Annotated in this window: 12 protein-coding genes and 1 pseudogene; 11 read left to right on the top strand and 2 right to left on the bottom strand. The window is 52.0% G+C overall.

Annotation, left to right across the window (positions count from 1 at the left end):
• Positions 1 to 124 precede the first annotated feature (124 nt).
• Positions 125 to 1,003, bottom strand: a complete 879-nt coding sequence (locus AC5M9B_RS01760; protein WP_070656087.1) for a cupin-like domain-containing protein — start codon at positions 1,001 to 1,003, stop codon at positions 125 to 127.
• 142 nt (positions 1,004 to 1,145) lie between these two features.
• On the opposite strand from AC5M9B_RS01760, the gene AC5M9B_RS01765 reads away from it, so the two are divergent.
• The 3 genes from AC5M9B_RS01765 to trpD all read left to right on the top strand — a co-directional run bounded on the left by AC5M9B_RS01765 (position 1,146) and on the right by trpD (position 3,188).
• The gene (locus AC5M9B_RS01765) at positions 1,146 to 1,481 is read left to right on the top strand and encodes a hypothetical protein (RefSeq protein WP_003767144.1); all 336 of its coding nucleotides are present in this window, start codon (positions 1,146 to 1,148) and stop codon (positions 1,479 to 1,481) included.
• Positions 1,482 to 1,495: 14 nt separating this feature from the next.
• Complete coding sequence (locus AC5M9B_RS01770) at positions 1,496 to 2,086, top strand: aminodeoxychorismate/anthranilate synthase component II (protein ID WP_487648142.1); 591 nt, start codon at positions 1,496 to 1,498, stop codon at positions 2,084 to 2,086.
• A 67-nt stretch (positions 2,087 to 2,153) separates the two neighbouring features.
• Entirely contained in the window at positions 2,154 to 3,188 is a 1,035-nt protein-coding gene (gene trpD / locus AC5M9B_RS01775; RefSeq protein WP_487648143.1) for an anthranilate phosphoribosyltransferase, read from the top strand.
• Positions 3,189 to 3,467: 279 nt separating this feature from the next.
• Here the strand turns inward: trpD and AC5M9B_RS01780 are convergent.
• Positions 3,468 to 3,575: pseudogene (locus AC5M9B_RS01780) on the bottom strand (IS5/IS1182 family transposase); the annotation flags it as partial.
• 129 nt (positions 3,576 to 3,704) lie between these two features.
• Between AC5M9B_RS01780 and AC5M9B_RS01785 the strand changes: the two are divergent.
• The 8 genes from AC5M9B_RS01785 to AC5M9B_RS01820 all read left to right on the top strand — a co-directional run bounded on the left by AC5M9B_RS01785 (position 3,705) and on the right by AC5M9B_RS01820 (position 14,404).
• A complete protein-coding gene (locus AC5M9B_RS01785; protein WP_487648144.1) occupies positions 3,705 to 4,376 on the top strand; it encodes a TetR/AcrR family transcriptional regulator in 672 nt (223 codons plus the stop codon).
• 20 nt (positions 4,377 to 4,396) lie between these two features.
• Entirely contained in the window at positions 4,397 to 5,452 is a 1,056-nt protein-coding gene (locus tag AC5M9B_RS01790; RefSeq protein WP_487648145.1) for an HlyD family secretion protein, read from the top strand.
• Between the two features lie 43 nt (positions 5,453 to 5,495).
• On the top strand, positions 5,496 to 5,657 hold the full coding sequence (locus AC5M9B_RS01795; RefSeq protein ID WP_487648146.1) for a hypothetical protein: 162 nt from the start codon (positions 5,496 to 5,498) through the stop codon (positions 5,655 to 5,657).
• Positions 5,632 to 7,632, top strand: coding sequence for a glycogen debranching protein GlgX (gene glgX / locus AC5M9B_RS01800; protein ID WP_487648147.1), 2,001 nt, complete (start codon positions 5,632 to 5,634; stop codon positions 7,630 to 7,632). The genes AC5M9B_RS01795 and glgX overlap by 26 nt, the downstream gene beginning before the upstream one ends.
• Positions 7,633 to 7,843: 211 nt before the next feature.
• On the top strand, positions 7,844 to 10,324 hold the full coding sequence (locus tag AC5M9B_RS01805) for a glycogen/starch/alpha-glucan phosphorylase (RefSeq protein ID WP_487648148.1): 2,481 nt from the start codon (positions 7,844 to 7,846) through the stop codon (positions 10,322 to 10,324).
• A gap of 330 nt (positions 10,325 to 10,654) precedes the next feature.
• On the top strand, positions 10,655 to 12,091 hold the full coding sequence (locus AC5M9B_RS01810; protein ID WP_070656098.1) for an MBOAT family O-acyltransferase: 1,437 nt from the start codon (positions 10,655 to 10,657) through the stop codon (positions 12,089 to 12,091).
• 15 nt (positions 12,092 to 12,106) lie between these two features.
• Positions 12,107 to 13,180, top strand: coding sequence for a peptidoglycan O-acetyltransferase PatB (gene patB, locus AC5M9B_RS01815; protein ID WP_070656101.1), 1,074 nt, complete (start codon positions 12,107 to 12,109; stop codon positions 13,178 to 13,180).
• Positions 13,181 to 13,294: 114 nt separating this feature from the next.
• On the top strand, positions 13,295 to 14,404 hold the full coding sequence (locus AC5M9B_RS01820; protein ID WP_049231418.1) for an SGNH/GDSL hydrolase family protein: 1,110 nt from the start codon (positions 13,295 to 13,297) through the stop codon (positions 14,402 to 14,404).
• Positions 14,405 to 14,501: the final 97 nt, after the last annotated feature.

A 14,501-nucleotide genomic window follows, 5' to 3' on the forward strand; every position in this document is an offset into this window, starting at 1 on the left:
GTCAGTTGTGTGTAGCTCATGGCAATCTTTCTTGCAGGAAAGGCCGTATGCTACCGCATACTGGCCTTTTTCTGTTATGGAAAGTTGCACTTCAAATGCGAATCCGCCGACCTTTAGGTTTGTTTTAACGAGGCATGCCGCGTTCCCATGCGCGGCGGGCGCGTTTGCAGGCAAGCTGTTCTTTCCAATTCATGTAGCGTGCTTTAAAGCGGGCTTTCATGAAGTCGTCGAACTTGCGCTGTACGGTCAGGTTCCACAGGCTATGCGCCTTAACCGACCAGCTTTCATCCCATGCGCGCAGGGAGATGGAGAATGAGCCGTCAAGGTATTTCATCCAATGCCACCAGCCGGTCGGCATGAACAGGGTGTCGCCGTATTCAAGGAAGCATTCGATGCCTTCGATGCCTTCAAGTTCGGGGAAACGTTCCGTATCGGGATTGTCAACGTGGTAGTCTTCCAGCGCGTAAGTGGCGAAAGGAATGCGGAACAGACGCTCTTTCCATTTGTAATCGAACAAGATGATGTGTTTCTTGCCGAAATGCGTATGGAAGATGTGCGCCATATCGATGTCGTAGTGTAGGAAGGTTTCCGAACCTGCACCGCCGAAAAACAGGGTAGGGTATCGGTCTAAGAATCCGCCCATCAGCTCTTTGGGGAAAACGTAGTCGTTCAGCAAGGCGGGAGCGTGTTTGATGGGGTCAAATAAGAAAATCCGCAAATCCGTCGGCTCGCGTTTGATCAGATCGATATAGTCGCTGAAGCGCATTTCTGTGCTGGCGGCGTTAATCGGCGCGGAAGGGTCGGCTTTGGCGCTGTTGTACAAGGGAACGACGATATCGCCGACGGTTTCTTTCATATAGTCCAGCGACCATTTGTCGCGGGCGGGCCAGTTGCGGGTCAGTCCTTTGATCACGACAGGACGGCGGGGCTTGAGATAGTTTTGATAAAAATCTTCGCGGCTGATGTTTTCTACAACATCAATCGGAGTAAGTTTGAAACCCATAAGCAAATCTCTTTTTGGAATGTAAGACTGATTTTAAGTGGATACCTCGGAAGGTGGCAAGCGATGTTTCAGACGACCTGATTCGAATCAAAAATCGTGGTTGTGATATTATGGCGATATAAATATTCCGTCCGAAACGCTTATGAACGATGCAGACGATTATTTGGGCAAAATGCCTTTTTTCATTGTATTCCTCGACCCGCTGCACACGGATTTCCACAGCAGCGGCAAGCCTCTGAACGAATACATCGCCCGTCATCCGCTGATGCACGACAAGCTGCACCGCCCCGCTTTTGCCGCCAAAGTGTTAGAAATGGCGGCAAACAGCAGCAATATGCGTGTTTTTGTCCGCAAAGCGGATGCGCTGATTAAGCATCCGCTGCATTATATTGTCCGTAACGGCGTTTTCCGAACCGAAGAGCAGATGTGGGCATTTATCAATTCGCCCGAAAACATCGCCGCCGTCAAACAACCCTAAAAGGCCGCACACTCATGCTTTTATTCATTGATAACTATGATAGTTTCACCTACAACATCGTCCAATATTTCGCCGAACTCGGTCAGGAAGTCGTCGTCCGCCGCAATGACGATATTACGCTTGAAGAAATCGAAGCTTTGAAACCGCAATATCTCGTTATCGGGCCGGGTCCTTGTTCGCCGAAAGAGGCGGGCATTTCCGTCGCCGCCATGCGCCATTTCGCCGGCAAGCTGCCGATTATGGGCGTGTGCCTCGGGCATCAGACGATAGGCGAAGCGTTCGGCGGGGATGTGGTGCGGGCAAAAACGCTGATGCACGGCAAAGTTTCGCCCGTGTTCCATTTGAACAAAGGCATGTTTAAAGATTTGCCCGATCCCGTTACCTGCACGCGTTATCACAGCCTTGTCATCGCCCACGATACGCTGCCCGATTGCTTGGAAGTAACCGCATGGACGGAAGATCAGGAAATCATGGGCGTGCGGCACAAGGAATACGCCATTGAAGGCGTGCAGTTCCACCCCGAAGCCCTGTTGACCGAACACGGACACGATATGTTGAAAAACTTTTTGGAAGAATTTAAAGACTTCCAAGCGTCCGCCGCTTAAACCAAACGTCGTCTGAAAACTTTCAGACGACGTTTGACGTAAAAATACCCGTAAAAAGGATTGAACCATGATTACACCGCAACAAGCCATCGAACGATTAATCAGCAACAACGAATTGTTTTACGACGAAATGACCGACCTGATGCGCCAGATTATGAGCGGACAAGTGCCGCCTGAACAAATCGCCGCCATCTTGACCGGATTGCGGATTAAAGTCGAAACCGTATCGGAAATCACCGCCGCCGCCGCCGTCATGCGCGAATTTGCCGCCAAAGTGCCGCTGGAAAATTCAGACGACCTCGTCGATATTGTTGGTACGGGCGGGGACGGTGCAAAAACCTTCAATATTTCCACGACTTCCATGTTTGTCGCCGCTGCGGCAGGCGCGAAAGTCGCCAAACACGGCGGGCGCTCTGTTTCTTCGTCCAGCGGCGCGGCAGACGTGATGGAGCAGATGGGCGCGGTGTTGAACATTACACCGGAGCAAGTCGCCGAAAGCATCCGTCAAACAGGCTTGGGCTTTATGTTTGCCCAAAACCACCACAGCGCGATGCGCCACGTCGCGCCCGTGCGCCGTTCGCTCGGGTTTAGAAGCATTTTCAATATCTTGGGCCCGCTGACCAACCCTGCCGGCGCGCCAAACCAGCTCTTGGGCGTGTTCCACATTGATTTATGCGGCATCCTGTCGCGCGTATTGAAACAGCTTGGTTCCAAACACGTTTTGGTCGTGTGCGGCGAAGGCGGTTTGGACGAAATCACACTGACCGGCAAAACCCGCGTTGCCGAGCTGAAAGACGGAGAAATCCGCGAATACGACATCAGCCCAACCGATTTCGGTATCGAAATCCGCCGCAATTTGGACGAAATCAAAGTCGCCAACGCGCAAGAATCTTTGGAGAAAATGGATGAAGTGTTGAGCGGCAAACATGGTGCGGCACGCGACATCGTCCTGCTCAACGCCGCCGCCGCCCTTTATGCCGGCAATGTCGTGCCTTCGTTGATGGACGGTGTCCAAGCCGCCGAAGTAGCCATCGATTCGGGCAAGGCAAAAGCGAAAAAAGAAGAATTTATCCTATTTACACAGCAATTTGCCAAAGAGTAAGCGAAGGTCGTCTGAAAACGGGGAATCAGTTTTCAGACGATTTTTTATAGCTTCTTCCAAACATTCGGATTATTGATAAGGTGTTTATTTATTTTGGTGCTTGCCTTCAAATCGTTTGAAACCGTTTTTTCAGACGACCCATATCCTCTTAAATCAGATTTAACTATCGGATTTTAATGATAATTGGGAATGCGGCTGCATTGAAGGCGGGGGCGGTTTGTTATATAGTGAAATAAAAAAACAGACAGGATGATTGAGTCGGGGCGTTTTGCGTGCTTTATATAGTGGATTAACTTTAAACCAGTACGGCGTTGCCTCGCCTTGCCGTACTGTCTGTACTGTCTGCGGCTTCGTCGCCTTGTCCTGATTTAAATTTAATCCACTATAAAATAAGAGTTGGTTGGCATTTGTATCGGGCAGGGTTGGGATGATGTGTTGATGGTTGATGGCAGCGTCCGCAGGCGGTCTGATATTTCAGAAGATTTTTGTTTCATTTGGGTCTTGGATATTTGTCCTATGACAACAATACAGGCAGATGAGGTGAAGATAATGGACGGTGTAACCAGTGCGCAATTTATTTCCGCAGGCATTCATTTTTATCCCGGATGCGGCTACAAGCGGCTGTCCGAGCAGGCGATCGCGGAGCATTTGAATTCGAATTTGGAAACGTTCAACAGGATGTTTGCCGATAAAGACGAATTTGTGAAGGCGATGTTGATCGAGTACAGTAATCGGGCGTTGGGGCGGGTGTCGTTCGATTTTGCCCAAAACATCGAAGATACGGAGCGGCTGTATCAGATTGTTTGGCGGCTGGCGGTTACGATACGCGAGCATTTGGCGTGGATACATAGGATGCTGCTGGACAGCGAAGAAGGCGTGGATTTGATTACCAAAGCGTTGAAAAAGCAGCATAAGATGCTTGCCTATGGGATGATCCGGCACATCAAAAGGTGCGACGGCGGGAAGGATGTGCCGGAATTGGAATTGTTGAACCAGTTTGAGTTTCTCAATGGCGCGGTTATCTCGCCGATGATTATGAACACGCGTTACCGTATGTTGGGGATACTGACCGATGAGATGAACGGGCGGCATGAGGATTTGCTGACCGATTCGTCCATCCACCAAAGGATAGATTGGGCGTTTGCCGCGTTGTTTCCGCAATACCGCTCTAAGGCACGTCCGTTTTGACGATTAAGGTGTAACGCAACATGAAAAAAGCTGTTATTGCTGCTCTTGCCGTCGCGCTGGCTGCGGGCGGTGTGTGGTATGTCCTTCAAAACCAAAAAGAAACTCTGCCTGCATGGATTGCGCAATCCAACGGGCGGCTGGAGTTGAACCGCATTGATGTCGCCAGTCTGTATCCGGGGCGGGTGAAGGCGGTTTTGGTGGAAGAGGGGGCAGATGTGAAAGAGGGCGATGTTCTGGCGGAACTGTCGTCTGAAACCAGCAGCAGCCGTTTGGAAGAAGCACGGGCGGCGGAATTGCGGCAAGAGGAGGCTGTCGGACGGGCAAAAGCCGCCGAAGCGCAGATGAAACAGACGGTTGCGCGCGCGCAGGCGAATGTGGACGCGAACAGGCAGCAGCTGCGCGTGGCGAAAATGGAGCTGGACAATGCGCGTAAACTGCTTACCGACCAACTGGTGTCGCAGTCGGAAGTAACCAAACGTCAGGCGGATTACGAGCGCGCTGTTGCGGCGGTCAAAGCGGCTGAAGCGGCGCGGGACGAAGCGCGGGCGACGGTGGCGCAAAGTACCGCCGCGCAAGCGGAAGCGCGCGCTGGTGTGGAACAGGCGAGGGCGGCAGTCAAATCGGCCACATCCGCCAACGATGATATGAATATTCGCGCGCCGATAGCGGGCAGGGTGGAATACACCATCGCGGAAGCGGGCAACGTGGTCGCGGCGGGTTCGAAGGTGGTCAGCCTGCTGGATCCTGCCGATGTTTCGATGAATATTTTTCTGCCGACCGACAGCATAAGTCGTCTGAAAGTCAATGATGAGGCGCGTATCCGTTTGGACGGCATTGATGCGGTGTTCCCCGCCAAAATCAAATTCATCGCGACGGACGCGCAGTTTACGCCGAAGTCGGTGGAAACGGTCGATGAACGCGCGAAGCTGATGTTTAAAGTGAAATTGCAAGTGCCGCGTGAGACGGCGGTGAAATACAACCGTCTGCTGAAAGGCGGACTGACGGGCAACGGTTTTGTGAAAACCGACGACAAAGGGGCATGGCCCGCCGAGTTGGCGGTGAGGTTGCCGAATTAGCATCTGACGGATTCGGACGGCCTTGATATGAAAACAAAGGTTTATGGCTAAAAGAGGTCGTCTGAAAACGGGGTTTTGCTTTTCAGACGACCTCTTTCCATTCAAGCATCACCACTATAAAAAGAACATCTATCCGGAAGCGCAGCCCGAAGCGTCTCCATCAAATCAGGACAAACAAAATGAAAACCAAAACATGGCGCATTGAAGAAGGTGCGCCTTATCCGATGGGCGTGTCGCTGACTGAGGAAGGAGCGAATTTTGCGCTGTTTTCCATCCATGCCGAAAAAGTCGAGCTGTGCCTCTTTGACAAGGGAGGGGAAACCCGTTTGGAAATGCCTTCGCGGCGCGGGTCGGTGTTTTACGGTTTTGTGCCGGAGGTCGGGGCAGGGCAGCGGTATGGTTTTCGTGTTTACGGACGTGCTGATGCGCCGGGCGGCTCGTGTTTCAATCCGAACAAATTGTTGATTGACCCGTATTCCAAAAAAATCGACGGCAAACCGAGTTATCGGGACGATGAGGAAATGGCGTGGTTTCGTCCGGAAGACGAGCGGGACAATGCGGCGATGGCGCCCAAAAGCGTGGTGGTGGGCGATGATGGGTTTGATTGGAGTAATGACCGCCGTCCGAACCATCCGTGGGGCAGGACAGTAGTGTATGAAGCCCATGTGAAAGGGTTTACCAAGCAGTTCGCCGATTTGGAACACGCAGGAACGTATCAAGCGCTGACCGATCCGCGCGTGATTGATTATTTGAAAAATTTGGGCGTTACCGCCGTCGAGCTGCTGCCGATACACCAGCATTTGGACGAATACCACCTGCAAAAAATAGGCTTGAGCAATTATTGGGGCTACAACACTTATTCCCATTTTGCCGTTGAGCCGTCTTACGCCGCAGATGCCGAACGCGCGGCGGAGGAGTTCAAACAAGCCGTCAAAACCTTGCACCAAGCAGGTTTGGAGGTGATTTTGGATGTCGTATACAACCATACCGCCGAGCAGGATGAAAAAGGCCCAATACTGTGCCAGCGCGGTATAGACAATGCTTTGTGGTATTGGCTGAAGCCCGACGGCAGCTATGAAAATTGGTCGGGCTGCGGCAATACGTTGAACATCGTCCGCCGCGACGTAACCCGTTGGGCGGCGGACAGCCTGCGCTATTGGGCGGAAACATTTCATGTGGACGGTTTCCGCTTCGACTTGGGAACGGTATTGGGGCGCGAACCCGACTTTCAGGCTTACGGGCGCTTTTTTCAGGTGATTTACCAAGACCCCGTGTTGGCACGCTGCAAACTGATTGTCGAGGCGTGGGACATCGGCGAAGGCGGCTATCACTTGGGCAATTTTCCGCAGCCTTTTGCTGAGTGGAACGGACGTTTTCGCGACGATATGCGCGCGTTTTGGGTGTGGGAAAGCGGCAATTTGGGTGCGTTTGCCGAACGTCTGGCGGGGTCGTCTGATATTTTCAACCACAGCGGGCGCCATCCTTCCGCCAGCATCAATTTTATTACCGCACACGACGGTTTTACGCTGCGCGATTTGGTCAGCTACAACGAAAAACACAACCACGCCAACGGCGAAGACAACCGCGACGGGCATAACGAAAACATCAGCTACAACCATGGCATCGAAGGCGAAACCGAAGATGCGGCGGTTTTGGAAGACCGCTCCTACACCGCCAAAGCCTTGCTTGCCTCGCTGTTCCTTGCCAACGGCACGCCCATGCTACTGGCGGGTGACGAGTTCGGCAATAGCCAACAGGGGAACAACAACAGCTATTGTCAGGACAACCCGATAACTTGGCTGGATTGGCAGCAGGCGGACGAAGCGTTGCAGGGCTATACGCACGATTTAATCCGCCTGCGTCAAGAAATTAAATTACTGGGCGATGACGTCTGGTGGGAAAAAGAGCGCGTCGGCTGGCTCAGTGCGGAAGGCGAACCGATGAGCGAGCTTTGTTGGCACAATCGCAGTGTAAAAGCCATGCAGATCGTTTTGGACGATGAATGGCTGCTGTTGATCAACGCCAAACGTAGTCAACAGTTATTTAACCTGCCTCAAGGAAGTTGGCAGCTTTCTTGCGTACCATCCGAGAAGTTTAATTACAATGCAGACGGCAAGCTGACAGTTGAACATATGGGTATTTGGATTTTGCAGCGTAAAAATACATCTCCGAATATATGACATATGTCAGTAATAGGATGTTTTTCAGAGAAACCCTATTATTTACACTGCCTCAGTTATAATGCCGAAGATGAGTAATAAATTTACCTGATTGACTTGCTTAACGGAACATAAAGGCATACGGCTTTTCAGACGACCTCAGACCGTCATAAATACACAAACCGATAAATTCCCCGCTTCATCACCCCATCCTCAACAGAGAAAGGCTATCATGGCTAAGAAAAAACAACCCATTTCAGGTTTTGATTACGTCATGCCGAAACCGGATGCCGAAACCATCCGCAAGTCCATCGTCTATAAATTGATTTTTATTTTGGGCGTCGATCCGAAAGAGGCGACCGAACACCAATGGCTCAACGCCGCCATGCTCGCCGCGCGCGACCTGATTGCGGAAGACTTCCTGCAAACCCGCCGTGCCCACATCGACAACGGCAAACGCATGGTTTACTACCTTTCCATGGAATTCCTGTTGGGACGCGCCTTCGTCAACGCTTTGATTAACGAAGGCGTTTATGCCGAATTTGAAGAAGCGTTCAAACAATTGGGCAAAGAGTTCGCCGATGTCTGCGAACAAGAACAAGATCCCGGCTTGGGCAACGGCGGTTTGGGTCGCTTGGCAGCCTGCTTCCTCGACTCGCTCGCCACCTTGCGTATTCCCGCCATGGGCTACGGTATCCGCTATCAATACGGTATGTTCAAACAAGAAATCGTGGACGGTCAGCAAGTCGAAAAACCCGATTTGTGGCTCGACCAAGATTTGGCATGGCAGATCGGCCGTCCGAACAAACAATATGCCGTCAGCTTCGGCGGACAAGTCATCAATATGGGTGATAAAAAAGAATGGCATCCGAGCGAAGAGATTTCCGCGATGGCATACGATGAAATCATCCCCGGCTACGGCGGCGACATCGCCAACCCGTTGCGCCTGTGGACGGCACACGCCGGAAACCGCTTCGACTTGTCGGACTTCAACCGCGGCGATTACGCATCCGCCGTCCGCGCGCAAAACAGCGACGAAAACATCTCGCGCGTCCTCTATCCGAACGACTCCACCGACAGCGGCCGCGAACTGCGCCTGAAACAGGAATATTTCCTTGTTTCCGCATCCGTACAAGACATCGTGGCGCGCCACAAATGCCGTTTCCCCAGCATCAAAAACCTTGCCGACAAAGTCGCCATCCACCTGAACGATACCCACCCCGTGCTGGCGATTCCCGAGCTGATGCGCATCCTGATTGACGAAGAAGGCATCGCGTGGACCGAAGCATGGAATATGTGCTGTAAGATTTTCTCTTACACCAACCATACCCTGATGAGCGAAGCCTTGGAAACTTGGCCGGTTGATTTGATGGGCCGTCTGCTGCCGCGCCATTTGGACATCATCTTTGAAATCAACGCCTACTTCCTGAACGCCCTGCGCGCCATCGGCAATTTCGACGACGACTTTGTCCGCCGCGTATCCATCATTGATGAGACCCACGGCCGCCGCGTCCGCATGGCATGGCTGGCAGTCATCGGTTCGCACAAAGTCAACGGCGTGGCGAAAATCCACTCCGACCTGATGACCACTTCCATCTTCGCCGACTTTGCCAAAGTGTTCCCCGAACGCTTTACCAACGTAACCAACGGCGTAACCCCGCGCCGCTGGATCAACATTGCCAACCCCGAGTTGACCCGTTTCCTCGACAAACATTTGGGCGAACAAGACTGGCGTCTGCATTTGGACAACCTGACCAAGCTCAATGAAAAAGTAGACGATGCGGAAGTACAGGCAGAATTTGGTGCCGTGAAAAAAGCTGCCAAAGAACGCCTCGCCAAATACATTGAAACCGAATTGGGCATCAAAGTAAACACGGACGCGCTGTTTGACATTCAAATCAAACGCATCCACGAATACAAACGCCAAGCATTGAATTTGATGCACATCGTCGACCGCTACAACAAAATCTTGGAAAACCCGGATTTCGACTGGCAGCCGCGCGTCTTCATCTTTTCCGGTAAAGCCGCATCCGCCTACTACATGGCGAAAAAAATCATCCGCCTGATTAACGATGTAGCGAAAACCATCAACAACGACGAACTCATCCGCGACCTGATTAAAGTCGTCTATATCCCGAATTACAGCGTCAGCCTCGCCCAAATCATCATCCCCGCCGCCGATTTGCACGAACAAATCTCGTTGGCAGGCACGGAAGCTTCCGGTACCAGCAACATGAAATTCGCCCTCAACGGCGCGCTCTGCATGGGTACGCTGGACGGCGCGAACGTCGAAATTCTGGAAAAAGTCGGCGCGGACAACTGCTTTATCTTCGGTAACACCGTCGAGCAAGTGGAAGAAATCCGCCGCAACGGTTACGACCCGTTAAGCTACATCGAGCGCGACAACGACCTGCGCCGCGTCGTCAACCAAATCAGCAACGGTACGTTCTCACCGGAAGAACCGAACCGCTACAACGACGTCCTGCAACCTTACGGCGATTTCTATCAACTGATGGCAGATTTCCGCAGCTACATCGACACGCAATACAAAGCGGACGAACACTACCGCGATGTTGCCGCGTGGCGTAAATCCGCTTTGATCAACATCGCCAATATGGGCTTCTTCTCGTCCGACCGCTCCATCGCCGACTACTGCCGCGATATTTGGTACATCAAGCCGCTGACTTTGAAAGAGCTGCCTAAACACCAATAAAGTGGATATCGATTAAGCAGTAAACAGGAACAGCCGATATGGGAAAATATCGGCTGTTTTTTATTGTGTAATATTTTAAGAGAGGCTCATAATATTATTCTTTTCCAGGAGGATAGGTGAGGATAGGTATTTAGATATAAAATAATTATAAATAAATTGATGTGTTATCCCAAAAGCCTTGATTTGCCCACTCTTTTGACGAACGGCCATTTTTTTGGATTAATGTTAGTTGTATAAATTCAAACACTTATTTACAATGTGCAGTTTTGGTTTAAACTGCTAAACCTATATTTCGAATTATCCGAACAATAAAAATTTCAAGGAACATTTATGCCGTTGCTGTCGATTGAATTCGCAGTATTTTTTATTGCTTTTCTGCCTCTTTATTGGGCATTTTTCCGTATGCCGTCGGTGCAGAATGTTTTGCTTCTGCTGGCGGGTATGGGTTGGCTGTATCACTTGAATCCCATCTTTGCCGCCGTGATTGCCTGCTATTCGTCCTGTGTGCATCTGCTCGGTCTTTTGATGTCGTCTGAAAAGGAAAACGTGCGGAAATTTTGGCTGGGCTTCGGAGTAGCGTCGGCTCTGGCGGTATTGTGTTTCTTCAAATATTTCGACTTTTTCCGCCCGTTTATCCGCCAATACACGGGGCAGAGCGAGATTGTCGATATCTTGATGCCTTTGGGGCTGTCTTATTACACGTTTCAATCTTTGGCTTATTTGGTGTACTGCTGCCGCCATCCGATGGGCGACCGCTTTGCGTGGCATGAGTTGCTGCTGCATTTGAGCTTTTTCCCGACGATTACTTCCGGGCCGATTATCCGTGCGGCGGCGTTTAAAAGCATAGACGGCGAACAGGCGGGGGCTTTGGAACAGATTCGGACTGCCGAACCGCGCGCATTGGTGCGACCCGCGCTGGCGGTGTGCTTGATTTTGCTGGGTATTGCAAAGAAATGGTGGCTGGCAGGTGCGCTGGGAGACGGCTGGGTATCGCCCGTTTTCGAGAATCCCGCCCAGTTTGACGGCTGGGGCGTGTTGTCGGGTGTGTACGGCTATACTTTCCAGCTTTTCTTTGATTTTTCAGGCTATTCGGACTTGGTTATCGGGATGGCGATGCTGCTCGGTTTCCGCCTGCCGAAAAACTTTGCCGCACCGCTGCGCGCATTCAATATCCGCGACTTCTGGAACCGTTGGCACATCAGCCTTTCCACTTGGATACGCGACTATATTTATATTCCGTTGGGCGGCAACAAACACGGCTTCATCCTGACGCAGTTCAACTTGTTGCTGGCGATGGTATTGTCGGGCGTTTGGCACGGCTACGGCTGGAATTTCCTGCTTTGGGGCGCGCTGCACGGCGTGGCATTAATTTTGCTTAACTGCGGCGACAAAATATTCGGTCGGGACGGTTCACGTCGTCTGAAAATCTTGCGTCCGCTTGCCTGGTTTGTCACTTTTCATTTCGTCTGCTTCACTTTCGTCGTGTTCAACACCGGCAGCCTCGCCGATACGCAGATGGTGTTTGATGCCTTATTTGCCAACGAAACAGGTTGGGCTGCGCCGAATCAGGCGGATATCCTGCTGCTTGCCGCGTTTGGTCTGATGATTTTGCTCTACCCGTATTTGCTTCGCCTGTTTGACGGCGCAGTGGCGGCATTGGAAAAAATGCCGATGTGGCTTTGGTTTATACCGCTGACGCTGGCGCTGGTGTTGATTATCGTATTGGCGCCGTCGGGCATTCCGGGCTTTATTTACGCCGACTTTTAAAAGGACATTCAGAATATGAAACGCTTTATTTCCCTGTTTGCTTCCCTTTTGGTTTGCACTTTCGGCGCGGCGTGGTTCAGCCAAGACTCCATCAATGCCTATTGGCAGCAGACTTATCATCAGGCTTCGCCGCTGGAACCGCTGTCCGAATATGAATGGTGGCGCACCGGCGCACAGTTGCAACAAAACGCTTACGCTTTTTCAGACGACCTCAAAGCACGTTTGGCAGGACAGCCTACGCTTGCCGAACCGGAGCCTCAAATCGCTCAAAACGACGGGGCGTCTGAACAAGATGCACTCAATGCGTCCGAACCGCATGAAAAAAACCGTCCCGCCGACGGACGCCAACCTCAAACGGCACAAAACGGCGGACAGCCTGACACGCACCGTCTCCCTATCGCCCCGCCCGCCAATATCGTTCTTGGACAAGGCGACAAGGTCTTTTTTGCGGGCGACTCGATGATGCAGGGCGTTGCGCCTTTTGTCGAAAGAAGCCTGAAAAAACAATACGGTATCCAGTCGGTGAATCTAAGCAAACAAAGCACCGGACTGTCCTATCCCAAGTTTTTCGACTGGCCGAACACCATCGAGCAGACGCTTAAACAACAAACCGATATCCGCCTTTTGGTCGTCTTCCTCGGTCCTAATGACCCGTGGGACTTCCCGAAAGGCAAAAAATACCTGAAATTTGCCTCGCCCGAATGGTCGGAAGAATACCTCAGCCGCGTCAACCGCATCCTGACCGCCGCCGAGCAACACCATGTCCAAGTCATTTGGATGGGCATTCCTTATATGAAACAGGCAAAACTTAACAAGCAAATGCGATATCTCGACAAACTTTTAGCAGACGAGATCAGTCCAAAAGCCTTGTGGATACCGACCGACAAGCTCCTCAGCAACGGCTCGGACACCTACGCCGACTCGGTCAACATCAATGGAAAAATCATCCGCTACCGCAGCAAAGACGGCATCCACTTCTCTGCTGAAGGACAAAAACTGCTCGCGGATAAAATCATGGAAAAAATCGTTTTTCAGACGACCCCTGAAATGAACGGCGAAGAACGCACGGAACAATTATCCGCACGTTAAGCCCGTATCGGCAACAAAAGGACGGCGTTTTGTTTATCCAATGCCGTCTTTTTCGTTACAATAGCCCTCCGCCGCGTCAAAAGACGTCGTCTGAAAACCACACACAGGAAACTCATGAACATCAAAACCCTGTCCGTATCCCTTACCGCATTGTGCCTGTCTGCCGCCGCACCCGCTGCCGATATGCTGCTGGAAAATTACGGCAGCAGCCGTCCCACATGGCTCTCCAAGCTCAAAAAACTCGACCGCAGCTCGGACGGCAAATTCCGCATCCTCCAAATCGGCGATTCACACACCGCCGGCGACCTTTTCACCGAACAACTGCGCCTGCGTCTCCAACAAAAATGGGGCGACGGCGGCATAGGCTGGGTTTACCCCTCTACCGTCAAAGGTCAGCGCAGCTCAGCCGTCCGCTATGACGGCTCGTGGCAAACCGTCAGCAGCCGCAGCGTTTCAGACGACTTCCCCTTAGGCGGCATCATCGCCAAAGCCAACGGCAGCAGCGTTACCATCAGCGCCAAAGACGGCAGCAGCGGCGAAAGGCAGATTTCCGTTTTCGCCAAACCCGTCCTGCCCGAACAAACCCTGTCGTTCAACGGACGCGAAGTTCCCGCCGGAAACAGCGGCTGGCAAATCATCCGCAGCAACAGCCTCCTTCCGCTGACCCTCAGCAGCTCCATGCCTTGGGACATCGGCTACATCAATATCGAAAATCCCGGACGCGGCGTAACCGTTTCCGCACTCGGCATCAACGGCGCGCAACTGACCCACTGGTCCAAATGGCGTCCCTCTTGGCAGGATGACCTTGCCCAAACCCGCGCCGACCTCGTTATCATCGCCTACGGCACCAACGAAGCCTTTGCCCGTGATTTGGACATCACAGCCACCGAACAAAGCTGGCGCAGCTACATCCGCCAAATCAAACAAAGCCTGCCCGACGCGGGCATCCTGATTCTCGGCGCACCTGAATCCCTTAAAAGCACTTCAGGAAGCTGCGGCACACGCCCAACCACTTTAAGCAGCATCCAACAAATGCAGCAGCGCATTGCCCGTGACGAAAAAATCATGTATTGGTCGTGGCAAAACGCGATGGGTGGAGAATGCAGCATGAAAAGCTGGATGAACCAAGGTCTTGCCGCCAAAGACGGCGTCCACTTCTCAGGCAAAGGCTACCGCCAAGCCGCCGACCGTCTCGCCGACAGCTTGATACAAATGGCGGATTAAACAAAAGGTCGTCTGAAAAGTGAACTGCACCCCAAAAGTTGGACATCCCCTCCAACTCACAAGGTGCAGTTTTTTTATGAGCAAATATACATTACAC

It is taken from the genome of Neisseria flava (genome assembly GCF_982712965.1).